This is a genomic window from Stenotrophomonas sp. IS26 (assembly GCF_054188265.1).
Genome location: NZ_JBSZJV010000002.1, coordinates 301,086 through 318,768, shown reverse-complemented (window position 1 = coordinate 318,768; position 17,683 = coordinate 301,086). Strand labels below are relative to the sequence as shown.

The window sequence follows — 17,683 nt, the reverse complement described above, 5'->3', positions numbered from 1 at the left end:
TACGTTGTTTATGACGCCTTGGCAGGACCGATTTACCGGCTTGGTGCCCCGTGCCGCCATCGTCGCCCACGATCTCTTCATGGTCTGGGCGTGCTGGCAGCTGCTGCATGCGGGACGCTACTCGATGCTGGCCGATGCGCCGGCGTTGCCGCTCTGGAACATCGATACCTCGCTGGTGCTGGTCATCCAGGCCGTGGTGTTCTGGCGGGTCGGCCTGTATCGCGGCCTCTGGCGCTTTGCCAGCGTCGCCGATCTGCTCAACATCTTCAAAGCCAGCTTCATCGGCCTGCTCGCCATCGTGGTGGCCTTGGCGTACAAGCGCTTCGAAGGCGTGCCGATGTCGGTGCTGGTCATCTATCCCTTCGCACTGTCGGCGCTGCTGGGCGCCCCGCGTCTGCTGTATCGCGCGTGGAAGGACTACCAGGCGCTGCAGTCGGACGTCACCGCCCGCCGTGTGCTGATCCTCGGTGCCGGCCAGGCAGCGGAAGCCCTGGTGCGTGACCTGCGCCGCTCCGGCGATTTCGAGCCGGTCGGCCTGCTTGACGATGCCCCGCATCTGCAGGGCGCCAAGCTGCAGGGCCTGCCGATCCTCGGCACGCTGGAAGACGCGCCCGCCGTGGTCCGCGAGACCGCCGCCAAGCTGCTGGTGATCGCCATCCCGTCGCTGGATGCCGTCGGCATGCAGCGGGTGGTGGCCATCTGCGAGAGCACCGGCATTCCGTTCCGCATGGTGCCCAAGCTCAACGACATTCTGTTGGGTCACTCGTTGCCGGGTGAGCTCAAGGAAGTGGCGATCGAGGATCTGCTCGGCCGCAAGCCCATCCTGCCGGATTGGGCGCTGATCCGCGGCTGGCTGGGTGGCCGCACCGTGCTGGTCACGGGCGCAGGTGGTTCGATCGGCTCTGAACTGTGCCGCCAGTGTGCCCGCCATGGGGCAGGGCGGATTGTCCTGGTCGAAATGAGCGAGCTGCTGCTGCTGACCATCGAGGCCGAGCTGCAGCGCAGCTTCCCGGATCTGGTCGTGGAGGCGGTGCTGGGTGACTGCGGGGACCCCGCAGTGATCCGCCATGCGCTGTCGCTGTCGCGGGTGGACTCGGTGTTCCACGCCGCCGCCTACAAGCAGGTGCCGGTACTGGAGCGCCAGCTGCGCGAAGCGGTGCGCAACAACATTCTGTCCACCGAAACGGTGGCCCGCGCCTGCGTCGAAGCGCGGATCGAGCATTTCGTTTTCATCTCCACCGACAAGGCGGTCGATCCGGTCAACGCGCTGGGCGCCAGCAAGCGCTACGCGGAGATGATCTGCCAGAGCCTGGACCAGAAGACCAGCCACACCCGTTTCGTGACCGTGCGCTTCGGCAACGTGCTGGCCTCGGCTGGCAGCGTGGTGCCGGTGTTCCGCGAGCAGATCCTCAAAGGCGGCCCGGTCACCGTGACCGACCCGGAAGTCACCCGCTACTTCATGACGATTCCCGAGGCCTGCCAGCTGATCCTGCAGGCGGCCGCGTCGGCCTCGCATGGGGCGATCTACACGCTGGACATGGGCGAGCCGGTGCCGATCCGGGTGCTTGCCGAGCAGATGATCCGCCTGGCCGGCAAACAGCCGTACAAGGACATCGCCATCGTCTATACGGGCCTGCGCCCGGGCGAGAAACTGCACGAGACGCTCTTCTATTCGGACGAAGATTATCGTCCTACCGCACACCCGAAGATTCTCGAAGCCGGCGTACGCACGTTCGCGCGCAAACAAGTATTGGCCAACGTGCCGAAACTGCGCGAGGCGATCGCCACCTACGACACTGATGCGATCAACAGCATTCTGTTCTCGACCATGCCGGAGTTCTCGCCGCTGCAACAGGATGATCACGTCAGCTCTGCTAAAGTTCTGGCCTTTCCCGCGCGTGAGGCCAACAGGTTCTGATGAGCAAGCGTATTCGCAAGGCGGTATTTCCTGTCGCAGGGTTGGGAACGCGATTCCTTCCGGCCACCAAGACCGTTCCGAAGGAAATGCTGCCGATCATTGATCGGCCGTTGATCCAGTACGCCGTTGATGAGGCGATCGAGGCCGGCTGTGACACCTTGATCTTCATCACCAACCGCTACAAGCATGCGGTCGCGGATTACTTCGACAAAGCCTACGAGCTGGAGCAGAAGCTCGAGCGCGCCGGCAAGAAGGAACAGCTCGAACTGGTCCGTCACGTGCTGCCCAACGGCGTTCGCGCGGTGTTCGTGACGCAGGCGGAAGCGCTGGGCCTGGGCCATGCGGTGCTGTGCGCCAAGGCGATTGTCGGTGACGAGCCGTTCGCCGTGCTGCTGCCGGACGATCTGATCTGGAACCGCGGCAACGGTGCCCTCAAGCAGATGGCCGATGCCAATGAAGCCACCGGCGCCAGCATCATCGCGGTTGAAGACGTGCCGCATGACAAGACCGGCAGCTACGGCATCGTGGCCACCGAGGCCTTCGATGGCCGCCAGGGCAAGATCAACGCGATCGTCGAAAAGCCCAAGCCCGAAGACGCCCCCAGCGACCTGGCCGTGGTCGGCCGTTACGTGCTCAGCCCGAAGATCTTCGAGCTGCTTGAAGCGACCGGGACCGGTGCAGGCGGCGAGATCCAGCTGACCGATGCGATCGCCGAGCTGCTCAAGAGTGAGCGTGTCGACGCGTTCCGCTTTGAGGGCCGCCGTTTCGACTGCGGCACCCATCTGGGCCTGGTCGAAGCCACGATCCGCTTCGCGCTCGACAACGAGAAGCTGGCCGGCCCGGCGCGCGAAGTGCTGCAGAAGATGCTGGCCGAAGGCTGAGGACGAGCGGCCGCCGCGCGATGCAGCGGTGGTAGTGCCGGCCGCTGGCCGGCTCCTCAAGCAGCGAGGGTAGTGCCGGCCGCTGGCCGGCTCATCAAGCAGCGAGGGTAGTGCCGGCCGCTGGCCGGCTCCCGACAGAACAGAAAAGGGCAGCCGCGAGGCTGCCCTTTTCGTTTCCGACTGCGCACCGACCAACGGTCGGTGTCTACCCCTCGCATTTGAGCCACCGGATGCGCCAGTGACACCCACTGCACCGGTGCCGACCCGTCGGCCGGCACCGATCAATGCCTTACAGCGATTCGAAGATGCCCGCCGCGCCCATGCCGGTGCCGATGCACATGGTCACCATGCCGTACTTCTGCTGACGACGGCGCAGGCCGTGCAGCAGGGTGGCGGTGCGGATCGCGCCGGTCGCACCCAGCGGGTGGCCCAGGGCGATCGCGCCGCCCAGCGGATTGACCTTGGACGGGTCCAGGCCGCAGTCACGGATGACCGCGAGCGACTGCGCCGCAAAGGCTTCGTTGAGCTCGATCCAGTCCAGCTGGTCCTGGGTCAGGCCAGCCTGCTTGAGCGCCTTCGGGATCGCAGCGATCGGGCCGATGCCCATCACTTCCGGGCGCACACCGGCGACGGAGAAGCTGACGAAGCGGGCCAGCGGGGTCAGGCCGTAATCCTTGATCGCCTGCTCGGAGGCCAGCAGCACCGCACCGGCGCCATCGCTCATCTGCGAGGAGTTGCCCGCGGTGACCGTGCCCCCGAACTGGCCGTTGCGGAACACCGGGCGCAGCTTGGCCAGGCCTTCAGCGGACGAATCCAGGCGCGGGCCCTCGTCGGTATCCACGATCTTGTCGCGGGTGATGATGCGGCGGCCGTCGGCCAGGTCCGGCTGGCGGGTGCGCACGTCGTACGGGCTGATCTCGTCCTTGAACTCGCCGTTCTGGATCGCGGCGATGGCCTTCTGGTGCGAGGCGAGGGCGAAGGCGTCCTGCTCCTCACGCGAGACCTTCCATTCCTCGGCGACCTTCTCGGCGGTGATGCCCATGCCGTAGGCGATGGCGACGTGGTCGTTGTCGAACACGCTCGGGGCCATCGCGATCTTGTTGCCCATCATCGGCACCATCGACATCGACTCGGTACCACCGGCCAGCATCAGGTCCGAATTGCCCAGGCGGATCTGGTCGGCGGCCATGGCCACGGCCTGCAGGCCGGAGGAGCAGAAACGGTTGACGGTCTGCGCGGCAATGGTGTCCGGCAGGCCGGCCAGCAGCACGCCGATGCGCGCCACGTTCATGCCCTGCTCGGCTTCCGGCATCGCGCAGCCGATGATTGCGTCATCGATGCGGTTGAGGTCGATGCCCGGCGCCTGTGCGACCACGGAGCGGAGCACATGGGCCAGCATGTCGTCGGGACGGGTATTGCGGAACACGCCCTTGGGCGCCTTGCCCACCGGGGTGCGGGTGGCGGCGACGATGTAGGCGTCCTGGATTTGCTTGGTCATTGCAGTGATCTCTTGAATGGGGTCTGGAAGAAGTTGCCGGCCAGCGGCCGGCACTACCGTTCTCTTCCGTCAGTTACGCAGCGGCTTGCCGGTCTTGAGCATGTGCGCGATGCGGGCCTGGGTCTTTTCCTGCTGGGCCAGTTCGACGAAGTGCTTGCGCTCCAGCGTCAGCAGCCACTCTTCGTCCACCAGCGTGCCGCGATCCACTTCGCCACCGCACAGCACGGTGGCGATGCGCACGGCGATCTCGTAGTCGTACGGGCTGATGAAGCGGCCTTCCAGCATGTTGACCAGCATCATCTTGAACGTGGCGATGCCGACGTCACCGGCGACCTGGATGCGGCGGGCCGGCATCGGCGGACGGTAGCCACCTTCGGCCAGCGCCAGCACTTCGGCCTTGGCGATGTGCAGCGTCTCGAAGCTGTTGAACACCACCTTGTCGGTCGCGCGCATCAGGCCCAGTTCCTTGGCGTTGACCGCCGAGTTGGAGACCTTGGCCATCGCGACGGTTTCGAAGGTCTTCTTCAGCTCGGCGAACACATCGCCGCCGGGACCTGCGGCCTGCGAGGCGCGCACGGCCAGTTCCTTCAGGCCACCGCCGGCCGGCAGCAGGCCTACGCCTGCTTCAACCAGGCCGATGTAGCTTTCCAGCGCGGCCACGCTCTTGGCGCTGTGCATCTGGAACTCACAGCCGCCCCCCAGGGCCAGGCCGCGCACGGCGGTCACCACCGGCACCAGCGAATACTTGATCGCCTGGCTGGTGCGCTGGAAGTTGTGCACCATCTCTTCGAACTGGTCCACCTTGCCGGCCTGCAGCAGGCCGAGCGCACCGGACAGATCCGCACCGGCGGAGAAGGGTTCCTTCTGCTGCCAGATCACCAGGCCCTTGTAATCCTTCTCGGCGCGCTTGATCGCTTCCTGCAGGCCGTTGAGCACGTGGTCGGACACGGTGTTCATCTTGGTCTTGAAGCTGACCACCGCGATGCCGTCGCCGTCGTGCCACATGCGCACGCCGTCGTTCTCGAACACGGTTTCGCCCGGGCTGAAGGTCTCGCCCAGCAGCGGATCCGGGAAGCGCTGGCGCTGGTACACCGGCAGGGCCGAACGCGGCAGCTTGGCATTGCGCGACGGGCTGTAGCTGCCTTCGGCGGCGTGCACACCGTCGCGGCCATCAAACACCCAGTCCGGCAGCGGGGCGTTGCTCATGCTCTTGCCGGCGACGATGTCATCGGCGATCCACTGGGCAACCTGCTTCCAGCCGGCAGCCTGCCAGGTTTCGAACGGGCCCAGCGACCAGCCGTACCCCCAGCGGATGGCCAGGTCCACGTCGCGCGCGGTCTCGGCGATATCGGCCAGGTGGTAGGCGCTGTAATGGAACAGATCGCGGAAGGTCGCCCACAGGAACTGCGCCTGCGGGTGCTGGCTCTCGCGCAGCTTGGCGAACTTCTCGGCCGGGTTCTTGATCTTGAGGATCTCGACCACTTCCGGTGCGGCGGCGCGGTCGGCGGGGCGGTAGTCCTGCTTGTCCAGGTCCAGCACCATGATGTCCTTGCCGACCTTGCGGAAGATGCCGGCACCGGTCTTCTGGCCCAGCGCGCCCTTGGAAATGAGCGCGTCCAGCCACGTCGGCGAGGTGAAGAATTCATGCCACGGATCGTTGGGCAGGGTGTCGCCCATGGTCTTGATCACGTGCGCCATGGTGTCCAGGCCGACCACGTCGGAGGTGCGGTAGGTCGCCGACTTCGGGCGGCCGACCAGCGGGCCGGTCAGGCCGTCCACTTCATCGAAGCCCAGCCCGAAGGCCTGCGTGTGGTGGATGGTGGACAGGATCGAGAACACGCCGATGCGGTTGCCGATGAAGTTCGGGGTGTCCTTGGCATACACCACGCCCTTGCCCAGGGTGGTGACCAGGAACGCTTCCAGGCCTTCCAGCACGGCGGCATCGGTGGTGGTCGCCGGGATCAGCTCGGCCAGGTGCATGTAGCGCGGCGGATTGAAGAAGTGCACGCCGCAGAAGCGGTGGCGCAGCTGCTCGGGCAGCACGTCGGCGAGCTTGTTGATGCCCAGGCCGGAGGTGTTGGAGGCCAGCACGGCGTGATCGGCCACGAACGGGGCGATCTTCTTGTACAGGTCCTGCTTCCAGTCCATCCGTTCGGCGATGGCTTCGATGATCAGGTCGCAGTCGCGCAACTGCTCCAGGCCCGTTTCATAGTTGGCCGGCGTGATCGCCTCGGCGTAGGACTTGCTGGCGAGCGGGGCAGGGCTGAGCTTGCCCAGGTTGGCGATGGCCTTGAGCACGATGCCATCGGCCGGACCTTCCTTGGCGGGCAGGTCGAACAGCACCGTGTCGACGCCGGCGTTGGTCAGGTGGGCGGCGATCTGGGCACCCATGACGCCGGCACCCAGCACGGCGGCACGGCGGACTAGCAGGGAATTGGACATGTCGATAAGCCTTTGTTGTCTGGAAGCCGGTCAGCGCCCGGCTCTACGGGGTGGAAAGGGAGGTCGTCGAAGCGCTCGAGGCCGCGCTGGCGCGGAATCCGGCTTCGGCGAAATGAATCAGTTCCTGGGCGGCATGGGCACGATGCGCCGCTTCGGTGACACCGGCGGGTCGCTTGATCAGGCCGAAGTCGGCCATCGCGTAGGTCAGCGAGCCGGCGAGGAAATCCAGGCGCCAGTACAGCTCTTCCTTGCTCAGCCCCGGCACGCAGGCGGAGATCGCCTTGCCGAAGTCGCGCAGGACGTGGCCGTAATGGTCGGAAAGGAACTTGCGCAGGTTGTCGTTCTTTTCGGCGTAGGCGCGGGCGATGACCCGCACGAACGCGCCGCCGGTCTGGCGGTCCTGGGCCATCGCCAGGGCCGGCTCGACGAAGGCGGCCAGCACCGGGCGCAGCTCACCGGGGTGCTCACGGCGTGCAGCCTCCAGCTGGCCCAGGCGGGCCGAGGTCATTTCATCCATGCGGCGGCGGAAGACCTCGTTGACCAGGTTCTCCTTGGAGCCGAAGTGATAATTGACCGCGGCGATGTTCACATCGGCCTGGCTGGTGACCTGGCGCAGCGAGGTGCCCGCGAACCCGTGCAGGGCGAACAGTTCCTCGGCAGCGCCGAGGATGCGGTCCTTGGTGGAGAAGTGGGCAGGTTTGGCCATGGGGCAGGGCAGTTCAATCAAACGATTGTTTGATACTAGACCTGCGGTTGCGTCACCGCATTGTGCGGCGCAGCAGAAACGGGGGTTCGTTCATCCGCGCTCCCGACAGTGCCGGCCGCTGGCCGGCAACCACGCCATTGCCTGAACAGGCCGATCACCCGAGGCGCACAGGGCGTTGCCGGCCAGCGGCCGGCACTACCGTACGGCGGGGTTACACGTTAGAATTGGCGCACGTATATCAGGCTAAGCCCGCGTTTTGACGCGGGTTTTTTTCATGCTAACCTCGGGCCGATCAAGTGGCCCGCCCAACGGAGTATTCCCATGGCGCTGGAGCGCACCCTTTCCATCATCAAGCCGGACGCCGTCGCCAAGAACGTCATCGGCGAAATCTACGCCCGCTTTGAAAAGGCCGGCCTGAAGGTCGTCGCCGCCAAGTACAAGCAGCTGTCGCGCCGTGAAGCCGAAGGCTTCTACGCCGTGCACCGCGAGCGTCCGTTCTTCAACGCGCTGGTCGAGTTCATGATCTCCGGCCCGGTGATGATCCAGGCGCTGGAAGGCGAGAACGCCGTGCTGGCCCACCGCGACCTGCTGGGCGCCACCAACCCGAAGGAAGCCGCCGCAGGCACCATCCGCGCCGACTTCGCTGAATCCATCGATGCCAATGCCGCCCACGGCTCGGACTCGGTTGAGAATGCCGCGATCGAAATCGCCTACTTCTTCGCCGCGACTGAAGTCGTCTCGCGCTGAGAGTGATGCCGTGAACGAGGTCGTACAGCCAACCGCCATCCCATCCGTGCTCGTCTCGAGCCCGGCTGTGGCCAAGCAGAACCTGCTCGACCTCGATCGCGAGGGTCTGGAGCGCTTCTTCGCCGAGACACTCGGCGAAGCGCGCTACCGTGCCCACCAGGTGATGAAGTGGATCCACCATCACTACGTCACCGATTTCGATGACATGACCGACCTCGGCAAGGCGTTGCGCGCCAAGCTCAAGCAGCATGCCGAGGTGCTGGTCCCGAACATCGTGTTCGACAAGCCCTCCGCCGATGGCACCCACAAGTGGCTGCTGGCCATGGGCACCGACGGCAAGAATGCGATCGAAGCGGTCTACATCCCGGACAAGAACCGCGGCACGCTGTGCGTGTCCTCGCAGGTCGGCTGCGCGCTGAACTGCACCTTCTGTTCGACCGCCACCCAGGGCTTCAACCGCAACCTGTCCACCGCCGAGATCATCGGCCAGGTGTGGGTCGCGGCGCGCCATCTGGGCAACATCCCGCACAAGCAGCGTCGTCTCACCAACGTGGTGATGATGGGCATGGGCGAGCCGTTGATGAATTTCGACAACGTCGTGCGCGCCATGAGCGTGATGCGCGACGATCTGGGCTACGGCCTGGCCAACAAGCGCGTGACGTTGTCCACCTCCGGCCTGGTGCCGCAGATCGACCGCCTCTCCACCGAGAGCGACGTGTCGCTGGCGGTGTCGCTGCATGCGCCCAACGATGCACTGCGCGAGACCCTGGTCCCGCTCAACAAGAAGTACCCGATCGTCGAGCTGATGGCCTCGTGCGCACGCTACCTGCGCGCCAACAAGCGCCGCGAATCGGTCACCTTCGAATACACCCTGATGAAGGGCATCAATGACCAGCCCGAGCACGCCCGCCAGCTGGCGCGGCTGATGCGCCAGTTCGACAACGCCGTCCAGGCCTCGAACGCGGGCAAGGTCAACCTGATTCCGTTCAATCCATTCCCGGGCACGCGCTATGAGCGCTCCGGCGAAACCGACATCCGCGCCTTCCAGAAGATCCTGCTCGATGCGAAGGTGCTGACGATGGTGCGACGCACCCGTGGCGACGACATCGACGCCGCCTGTGGCCAGCTCAAGGGCCAGGTCATGGATCGCACGCGCCGCCAGGCCGAGTTCAATAAAACGCTGCAGGACGGGAAAGGCCGGGATGCCGCTGCCTGATTGCCGATTGCCAGCCGTTGTTTTCCTCGCGCTGGCAGTGGTCGGCTGTGGCAAGCAAGGCATCAAACCGCCGTCCGGTCCCCTCGAGGTCGCGCCGACCTATGAGGCCCGGGACAACCCCGAGATCCGCAAACGCGTGAACTACCAGGACCAGATGGTCTTGGCCGGCGAGTCGCTGCGCGCGGGTGCCCCGGATGCCGCCGAGAAGCGGGTGCGGGCGGCCATGAAGATCGATGCGCGGCGTCCCGAGGCCTACATGCTGCTGGCAGCCATCGCCGCCCAGCGCGGCAACCAGGCCGAAGCGGGTCAGCTGTACGCCAAGGCCGCCGAGCTGGGCCCGGAGCGCGGCGACGTCCTCAACAATTATGGCGCGTGGCTATGTGCTCATGGCCGGCCGGCCGAGTCGCTGGTCTGGTTCGACCGGGCGCTGCAGGCGCCGGGCTACACCACCCCGGCGTCCGCCCTGGCCAATGCCGGTGGCTGTGCACTGGACGCCGGCCAGCCCGAACGGGCCGTGCCGGACCTGCGACGGGCACTTGAGATAGATCCCGTCAATGCCTATGCGCTCGAGTCGATGGCCCGCAACGAGTACGCCCAAGGGCGCTATTTCGAGGCCCGGGCCTTTTCGCAACGGCGTTTGACGGCTGCACCGGCCACACGTTCCGTGTTACAACTTGCCTCTCAAATCGAGGCGCGGCTTGGCGACAGCGTGGCATCCGGTCGCTATCTGCAGCGAATTCATGAGGAATTTCCGCAGGATGCGGCACCTAATCCCCGGGGTTGAAGCATTGTGATTGATGACCAGACTGTGAACGCTTTTGATACTGCGGCCGGTTGCGGAGCTCGTCTTCGCCAGGCCCGGGAAGCGGCCGGACTGACCCTGGAGGCGGTGGGGCAGCAGCTGCACATGCCCGTTCAGGTACTCAAGTCCCTTGAAGAAGAACAGTGGCAGCGCCTCGGCGCGCCGGTCTTCGTGCGCGGCCAGCTGCGCAGTTATGCCCGTCTGCTGAAGGTGGACATCGGCGAGATCCTCGAGCAGGCGCATATCGGGCCGATCGTGCCACCGCAGCTGGTCAGCCACACCCATACCCCGCGGGCCCGGCGCATTGCCGAGAGCCTGGGGCGTCGTGTCCTGTATGTCGGTATCACCGCGGTTCTGGCCGTCCCGGTGTGGTTCGCCACCCGTGGCCATTTCGATGGCACGGCGACCACCCCGAACACCGCCTCGCTGGATGTGATCCCGGCGGCGGTACCGGTGGCCGGTGGGGACACCCCGGACCCGGCCGCACCGGCGGCGGTCGAAGCGGCCAAGCCCTCGGCACCGGCGGCGCCGTATCTGGCATCGCTGACCCCGGTTCCGCGTCCGGCCGCTGCGCCGGCACCGCAGGCCGGCGCGCTGAGCCTGCAGTTCAAAGGCGACAGCTGGGTGGATATTTCCGGGCCCGACGGCACCACCGTCGAAAAGGCCCTGATCAAGTCGGGCGAGACCCGCAGCTTCGCGCCAGGCCAGGTGGCCCGCATGGTGCTGGGCAATGCATCGGCGGTCGAGGTTCAGCAGGCCGGCACTATCGTCGACCTTTCGCCGTACCAGCGAGCCAACGTGGCACGCTTTACGGTATCCTCTGACGGCTCCGTGGTCCCAGTTTCGCACTGAACCGCGTTTCCCCAATCCAATTCAAATAGCTCCTCCTCATGGGCGGGGCGAGAGTACGCATGGCGATCGACGACCTGCTCGACGAGCACGAACAAAGTGAACGCGTCCGCGGCTGGCTGCGGAAGAATGGTGTCAGCATCCTTGCTGGCGTAGCCATCGCGATCGGTGGCATCTGGGGCTGGAAAGAATGGCAGACCCGGCACAGCAACAGCCTGGCCGGCGCCAACGTCCAATACCAGATCGTCCTCAAGAGCCTGGAAGAAAAGGATCTGGAGCAGGCCGCCAAGGGTGTGAAGGACCTGGAAAGCGGCAAGGCCAACATCTATGCCGATCTGGCCGCATTGCAGCTGGCCAAGGCCCAGGTCGATGCCGGCAAGAACGAAGATGCGCTGGCGACCCTGCGCGCGATCAAGGCCGACCCCGAATTCAAGCCGGTGATCGAGCAGCGCGTTGCGCGCCTGCTGGTGGCCACCGGCAAGACCGAGGATGCGATCAAGCAGCTCGGCACCGCAACCGACAGCGCCAGCCTGGAAATCCATGGCGACGCACTGATGGCGCAGGGCAAGCGTGATGCCGCCCGCGAGCAGTATGAGAAGGCGCTCAAGACGCTGGACGTGGCAGCGCCCCAGCGGCGCCTGCTGGAAACCAAGTTGACGGATGCCGGTGGCACCGTCACCGATCCTGCGGAGTCGGTGTAATGAATCAGATGGTCATGATCAAGCGCGTTGCCACGGTTGCCCTGTTGGGCATGGCCCTGACCGGCTGCAGCACGATGAAGGGCTGGTTCGCCGGCAAAGATGCCGCGGCCAAGAAGGCACTGGAACCGGCCGAGCTGGTCAAGTTCGATGCCACCGCCAAGGTCGACAAGATCTGGACGGCCAACGTCGGCAAGGGTGAAAAGCGCATCGGTGTCCGTCAGGGCCCGGTGGTCGCCGATGGTCGCGTGTACGCGGCCGCCATCTACGGTGGCGTGCATGCCATCGACCTGCAGACCGGCAAGAAGATCTGGACCTACGAACCTGCCAAGGTGAAGAAGCAGCCCAAGCTGCGTCTGTCCGGTGGCCCGGGCGTGGGTGACGGCCTGGTCGTCATCGGCACGCTGGATGGCGAAGTCATCGCGTTGAACGCGGCCGACGGCACTGAGAAGTGGCGTGCCAAGGTGCCGGGTGAAGTGATCTCCGCGCCGGCCGTGGGCCAGGGCATGGTGTTCGTGCGCAGCAACGACGGTCGCGTGACCGGTCTGGATGCCGAGAATGGCACCCAGCGCTGGTTCAACCCGCGCGAGCTGCCGGCACTGACCGTGCGTGGCAACGCGCCGGTCGTCACCGGCCCGGGCGTGCTGTTCATCGGCAACGACGACGGCTCCATCGCCGCGCTGGCCATGCAGGACGGCCGCACGCTGTGGGACCAGATGGTCGGCAACGGCGAAGGCCGTACCGAGCTGGACCGCATGGCCGATATCGACGGCGCCCCGGTGCTGGAAGGCAATACGCTGTTCGTCAGCAGTTTCAAGAACCAGACCATGGCGATCGAAGGCCCGACCGGCCGTCCGCTGTGGGCACGTGATCATGGCGGCGCCGGTGGCGTGGCCCTGACCTCGAGCAATGTGTTCGTCACCGACAACAAGGGCGGCGTGTTCGGCCTGGACAAGGCCAGCGGTTCGGCCATGTGGTCGCAGACGGGCCTGGCCCGTCGTTCGCTGACCGGTCCGGTCATCCACGGCGATTACGTTGTGGTCGGTGATTACAAGGGGTATCTGCACTGGTTGCGGACCGATAACGGTGAGTTCGCGGCGCGCGCCAAGAGTGGCGGCGACGCCCTCCTGGCACAGCCGGTAGCTGCCGATGGGATTCTGCTGGTGCAGAACGTTGATGGAAAGCTGACCGCGTTCCGGTTGGCACAATAAGGAGTTACCGCGATGCTGCCCTTGGTCGCCCTGGTTGGACGGCCGAATGTCGGCAAGTCCACGCTGTTCAATGCGTTTACCCGTACGCGCGACGCGCTGGTCCATGACCAGCCCGGCGTGACCCGGGACCGTAATTACGGTGTTTGTCGTCTTGATGAAGACCACCCGTTCCTGGTGGTCGATACCGGCGGTATCGCCGGTGAAGAAGAAGGTCTGGCCGGTGCTACCGCCCGCCAGGCCCGCGCTGCCGCCGCCGAGGCGGACCTGATCCTGTTCGTGGTCGATGCCCGTGAGGGCCCGATGGACGACGAGATCCTGTCCTGGCTGCGCAGACTGGCTCGTCCGACGCTGCTGTTGATCAACAAGATCGATGGCATGAACGAAGACACCGTGCGTTCGGAATTTGCCCGTTACGGCTTCAGCGAAATGCTGACCGTCTCGGCCGCGCACCGCCAGGGCCTGGATGATCTGCTGGACGAGGTCGTGGAACGGTTGCCGGAAGAGGGCACCACCGAGACCCTGGACACCGATCCGAACCGCATTCGCATCGCCTTCGTCGGCCGCCCCAACGTGGGCAAGTCGACGCTGGTCAATCGTCTGCTCGGCGAAGAGCGCATGATCGCCTCTGAAGTGCCCGGTACCACCCGTGACTCGATCGCGGTGGACATGGAGCGCGACGGCCGCGAATACCGCCTGATCGATACCGCTGGCCTGCGTCGCAAGGCGCGTGTCGAGGAAGTGGTCGAGAAGTTCAGCGTCATCAAGACCCTGCAGGCCATCGAGCAGTGCCAGGTTGCGGTGCTGATGCTCGATGCCTCCGAAGGCGTGACCGATCAGGACGCCAGCGTGCTCGGTGCGGTGCTCGATGCCGGCCGTGCATTGGTGGTGGCGATCAACAAGTGGGATGGCCTGACCGATTACCAGCGTGAGCAGGCCGAAGCGCTGGTGTCGCGCAAGCTCGGCTTCGTGCCGTGGGCGGAAGTGGTGCGCATCTCGGCCAAGCACGGCTCGGGCCTGCGTGAGCTGTTCCGCTGCATCCACGCCGCGCATGCCTCGGCAACGCATGAGTTCAGCACCAGCGAAGTCAACAAGGCGCTGGAAACGGCCTACGAGACCAACCCGCCGCCGGCGATCCGTGGTCACGTGTCCAAGCTGCGTTACGTGCATCCGGGCGGTTCCAATCCGCCGACCTTCATCGTCCACGGCACCCGTCTGAAAGACCTGCCGGAGTCGTACAAGCGCTACCTGGAGAACTTCTTCCGCAAGCGCTTCAAGCTGGTCGGCACGCCCGTGCAGTTCATCTTCCGCGAGGGTGTGAACCCGTACGAAGGCAAGAAGAACGTGCTCACCGAACGTCAGCTCAAGCGCAAGCGGCGCTTGATCAAGCACGTCAAGGGCAAGTGATGCAAAGAAGAGCCGGCGCAAGCCGGCTCTTTTCATTGGCGCGGCCGCCACGCCCGTGCGCGATAATCCCCGCATGAGCACGATCCCCGAACTCACCCCGGCGCAGTCCCGCGAGCGGCTCGCCCACGGCGCGCTGCTGATCGACATTCGTGAGGCACACGAACGTGCCACCGGCATGGCCGAAGGTGCGCTCGGCATCGCCAAGGGCGATCTCCAGGCCGAAGCCAGCACGCACCTGCCGGCGATCGACCGCCAGGTCGTCCTGATCTGTCAGAGCGGCAAGCGCTCGATGCAGGCCGCAGCCTTCCTGGCCGGCCTCGGCTACACCCGCATCGCCTCCGTGCACGGTGGCACCACCGCGTGGCGCGCCGACGGCTTGCCGCTGGTGCAGCCGATGCAGAGTGATGCCGAGCGTGACTTCAACGAGCGGTACTCGCGTCATCTGCTGCTGCCGCAGGTGGGTGTCCAGGGCCAGAAGACGCTGCTCGCCTCACGCGTGCTGGTACTCGGCGCCGGCGGCCTCGGTGCACCGGCCAGCTTCTACCTGGCTGCGGCCGGGGTAGGGCACCTGCGCATCGCTGACGACGATGTGGTCGACCGCAGCAACCTGCACCGGCAGATCATCCATACCGATGCCAGCGTCGGCGAGCCCAAGGTGCTCTCCGCCCGCGCGCGCCTGCTCGCCCTCAATCCCTCGCTGGATGTGGAGGCCGTGCAGGCACGGGTCACCTCGGACAATATCGATGCGCTGCTCGAGGGCGTCGATGTGGTCCTGGATGGCTCGGACAATTTCCCGCTGCGTTATCTGCTCAACGATGCCTGCCTCCAGCACGGCATCCCGATGGTGTATGGCGCGGTGGAGCGCTTTACCGGCCAGGTCAGTGTGTTCGATGCCGGTCGCCAGCGCGGCACCGCGCCCTGCTACCGCTGCCTGTTCCCCGAGCCGCCGCCGCCCGAGTTCGCGCCCAACTGCTCGGAGGCCGGTGTGCTCGGCGTGCTGCCGGGCATGGTCGGCCTGCTGCAGGCCACCGAAGTGCTCAAGCTGCTGCTCGGCATCGGCGAGCCACTGATCGGCCGCCTGCTGACCTTCGATGCGCTGGCCATGCGCTTCCGCGAGACGCGGCTCAGGCCGGACCCGGCCTGTCCGCTCTGCGCGCCCGGGCGCGCATTTCCGGGCTACATCGATTACGCGGCGTTCTGCAGCGCCTGAGGGGCCGGGTTCCGGTGTCGTTATGGCGGCGATTTCGGGACGATGTGGCGTCCAGATTCAACATCGTTCTGAATTCAGCACGATAAAACGCAGCATCCGCGCTATTGCCCTTCACCGCTTTGCCCTATCGTTGACCCATCTTGTGCAGTCCGGGGAAACAACCGCATGGCGGTGGAAGCAGGTGCCAGTGAACTGGTGAAAGTGGTCGCCCTGCTGGGTGCGGCAGTGGTCATGGTGCCGCTGTTCCGCCGGCTCGGGCTGGGCTCGGTGCTGGGCTATTTCGCCGCGGGCCTGGCCATCGGCCCGTTCGGGTTCGGCTGGTTCTCCGATCCGCAGGCCATCCTGCATACCGCCGAGCTGGGCGTGGTGATGTTCCTGTTCGTGATCGGCCTGGAGATGCGGCCCTCGCACCTGTGGAGTCTGCGCAACGAGATCTTCGGCCTGGGCACGCTGCAGATCGTGGTCTGCGGCGCGGTGCTGACCGGCGTGTGCATGCTGCTCGGCTTCCCGTTGCCGGTGGCCTTCATCGGCGCCGCCGGGTTCGTGTTGACCTCCACCGCAGTGGTGATGCAACTGCTCGCCGAACGTGGCGACATCGCGCTGCCGACCGGCCAGAAGATCGTCTCGATCCTGCTGTTCGAAGATCTGCTGATCGTGCCGCTGTTGGCTGTGGTCGCGTTCATGGCGCCGGTGCACAGCGACGCGGGCGAGAGCTCGCGCTGGGTCACCGTGGGCATCGCCGCCGGTGCGATCGTCGGCCTGGTGCTGGTCGGCCGCTTCCTGCTCAATCCGCTGTTCCGCATCCTTGCCGCCGCCAAAGCGCGCGAGGTGATGACGGCCGCTGCCCTGCTGGTCGTGCTCGGCGCCGCGCTGCTGATGCAGCTGGGCGGGCTGTCGATGGCGATGGGTGCGTTCCTCGCGGGCGTGCTGCTCAGCGAATCCACCTTCCGCCACCAGATTGAAGCGGACATCGAGCCGTTCCGCGGCATCCTGCTCGGCCTGTTCTTCCTCAGCGTCGGTATGGCGCTGGACCTCACCGTGGTCGCCAACAACTGGCCGCTGATCGTCTCCGGCGTATTCGCGCTGATGTTTGCCAAGGCAATCTGCATCTACGTGGTCGCGCGCATCCTCGGCAGTGATCATCGCCAGGCGCTGGACCGTGGCGTGGTAATGGCGCAGGGCGGCGAGTTCGCCTTCGTGCTGTTCTCCGCCGCGGCGGTGGCGGGTGTGATCGACGTGCAGGTCAACGCCAACCTCACCGCGATCGTGGTGCTTTCGATGGCACTGACACCGCTGTTCGTGCTGCTGCACGACAAGCTGATGCCGGACCGTGAAGTCTCGCTGGATGGCGTGGAGGAAGCGGATGGTCTTTCTGGAAGCGTGCTGCTGATCGGCTTCGGCCGCTTCGGCCAGGTCGCCAGTCAGTCGCTGCTGGCGCGCGATGTGGATGTGACCATCATCGACAACGACATCGAGATGATCCAGAGCGCCGAGAAGTTCGGCTTCAAGATCTACTACGGCGATGGCACGCGTCTGGATGTGCTGCATGCTTCCGGCGCGGGTGTCGCGCGGGCGATCGCGGTGTGCGTCAACGACAGTGCGCAGGCCGATCGCATCGTCGAACTGGTCGCGCACGAATTCCCGCAGGCCAAGCTGCTGGTGCGCTCGTTCGATCGCGAACACTCACTGCGCCTGATACACGCCGGTGTCGATTTCCAGATCCGCGAAACCTTTGAATCCGCGGTGGCCTTCGGTGAGGCTGCGCTGATCGAGCTCGGCCTGGACGAAGAAGATGCCGCGACCATCGCGCGCGAAATCCGCCGCCGCGATGCCGAGCGTTTCGAGCTGGAAATGGCCGGTGGTGGGCTGATCGCCGGGGCGCATATGGTCTACGGCAGTTCCCTGCCGGGCGTGCCGACGCCCACGCCGTTCACCGCGCCCAAGCGCAAGGCGCGCACGCTCAACGCGGATGAGTTGCCCGAAGAGGAATGAGGATCCGGTCGTGCCGGCCGCTCGCCGGCAACCCGGTGGCGCTGCCCGGGCGATCGTGGCTGCCGGCCAGCGGCCGGCACTACTGGTGGGCGGGGCGGGCCGAATCGGG

General features: G+C 65.8%; 14 protein-coding genes. 11 read left to right on the top strand and 3 right to left on the bottom strand.

What is annotated here, in order from left to right:
- Positions 1 to 10 precede the first annotated feature (10 nt).
- The gene (locus ACW6W5_RS03335) at positions 11 to 1,918 is read left to right on the top strand and encodes a polysaccharide biosynthesis protein (protein ID WP_193222721.1); all 1,908 of its coding nucleotides are present in this window, start codon (positions 11 to 13) and stop codon (positions 1,916 to 1,918) included.
- On the top strand, positions 1,918 to 2,799 hold the full coding sequence (galU, locus tag ACW6W5_RS03330; protein WP_121042144.1) for a UTP--glucose-1-phosphate uridylyltransferase GalU: 882 nt from the start codon (positions 1,918 to 1,920) through the stop codon (positions 2,797 to 2,799). The genes ACW6W5_RS03335 and galU overlap by 1 nt, the downstream gene beginning before the upstream one ends.
- A gap of 289 nt (positions 2,800 to 3,088) precedes the next feature.
- On the opposite strand, the gene ACW6W5_RS03325 is transcribed toward galU, so the two are convergent.
- The 3 genes from ACW6W5_RS03325 to ACW6W5_RS03315 form a co-directional block, all read right to left on the bottom strand.
- Positions 3,089 to 4,297: an acetyl-CoA C-acyltransferase gene (locus ACW6W5_RS03325; RefSeq protein ID WP_121042146.1), complete on the bottom strand. Its 1,209-nt coding sequence runs from the start codon at positions 4,295 to 4,297 to the stop codon at positions 3,089 to 3,091.
- Positions 4,298 to 4,366: 69 nt separating this feature from the next.
- Positions 4,367 to 6,739, bottom strand: coding sequence for a 3-hydroxyacyl-CoA dehydrogenase/enoyl-CoA hydratase family protein (locus ACW6W5_RS03320; RefSeq protein ID WP_152150565.1), 2,373 nt, complete (start codon positions 6,737 to 6,739; stop codon positions 4,367 to 4,369).
- 43 nt (positions 6,740 to 6,782) lie between these two features.
- On the bottom strand, positions 6,783 to 7,445 hold the full coding sequence (locus ACW6W5_RS03315; RefSeq protein WP_121042150.1) for a TetR/AcrR family transcriptional regulator: 663 nt from the start codon (positions 7,443 to 7,445) through the stop codon (positions 6,783 to 6,785).
- Between the two features lie 321 nt (positions 7,446 to 7,766).
- On the opposite strand from ACW6W5_RS03315, the gene ndk reads away from it, so the two are divergent.
- The 9 genes from ndk (at position 7,767) to ACW6W5_RS03270 (ending at position 17,574) form a co-directional block, all read left to right on the top strand.
- Positions 7,767 to 8,192 carry a nucleoside-diphosphate kinase gene (gene ndk, locus ACW6W5_RS03310; RefSeq protein ID WP_008265389.1) on the top strand — a complete coding sequence of 142 codons (426 nt, stop codon included), beginning with the start codon at positions 7,767 to 7,769 and terminating at the stop codon, positions 8,190 to 8,192.
- 10 nt (positions 8,193 to 8,202) lie between these two features.
- The gene (gene rlmN / locus ACW6W5_RS03305; protein ID WP_152150567.1) at positions 8,203 to 9,408 is read left to right on the top strand and encodes a 23S rRNA (adenine(2503)-C(2))-methyltransferase RlmN; all 1,206 of its coding nucleotides are present in this window, start codon (positions 8,203 to 8,205) and stop codon (positions 9,406 to 9,408) included.
- The gene (gene pilW / locus ACW6W5_RS03300; RefSeq protein WP_152150569.1) at positions 9,395 to 10,192 is read left to right on the top strand and encodes a type IV pilus biogenesis/stability protein PilW; all 798 of its coding nucleotides are present in this window, start codon (positions 9,395 to 9,397) and stop codon (positions 10,190 to 10,192) included. The genes rlmN and pilW overlap by 14 nt, the downstream gene beginning before the upstream one ends.
- 6 nt (positions 10,193 to 10,198) lie before the next feature.
- Positions 10,199 to 11,062, top strand: a complete 864-nt coding sequence (locus ACW6W5_RS03295; protein ID WP_121042156.1) for a helix-turn-helix domain-containing protein — start codon at positions 10,199 to 10,201, stop codon at positions 11,060 to 11,062.
- 59 nt (positions 11,063 to 11,121) lie between these two features.
- Positions 11,122 to 11,760, top strand: coding sequence for a YfgM family protein (locus tag ACW6W5_RS03290; protein WP_019183086.1), 639 nt, complete (start codon positions 11,122 to 11,124; stop codon positions 11,758 to 11,760).
- Entirely contained in the window at positions 11,760 to 12,968 is a 1,209-nt protein-coding gene (bamB, locus tag ACW6W5_RS03285) for an outer membrane protein assembly factor BamB (RefSeq protein WP_121042158.1), read from the top strand. Before ACW6W5_RS03290 ends, bamB begins: the two co-directional genes overlap by 1 nt.
- 12 nt (positions 12,969 to 12,980) lie before the next feature.
- Positions 12,981 to 14,372 carry a ribosome biogenesis GTPase Der gene (gene der, locus ACW6W5_RS03280; protein ID WP_121042160.1) on the top strand — a complete coding sequence of 464 codons (1,392 nt, stop codon included), beginning with the start codon at positions 12,981 to 12,983 and terminating at the stop codon, positions 14,370 to 14,372.
- 73 nt (positions 14,373 to 14,445) lie between these two features.
- Positions 14,446 to 15,582, top strand: coding sequence for a molybdopterin-synthase adenylyltransferase MoeB (gene moeB, locus ACW6W5_RS03275; RefSeq protein ID WP_152150571.1), 1,137 nt, complete (start codon positions 14,446 to 14,448; stop codon positions 15,580 to 15,582).
- A gap of 165 nt (positions 15,583 to 15,747) precedes the next feature.
- Positions 15,748 to 17,574 carry a monovalent cation:proton antiporter-2 (CPA2) family protein gene (locus ACW6W5_RS03270; protein ID WP_121042164.1) on the top strand — a complete coding sequence of 609 codons (1,827 nt, stop codon included), beginning with the start codon at positions 15,748 to 15,750 and terminating at the stop codon, positions 17,572 to 17,574.
- The last annotated feature ends 109 nt before the right edge of the window (positions 17,575 to 17,683 follow it).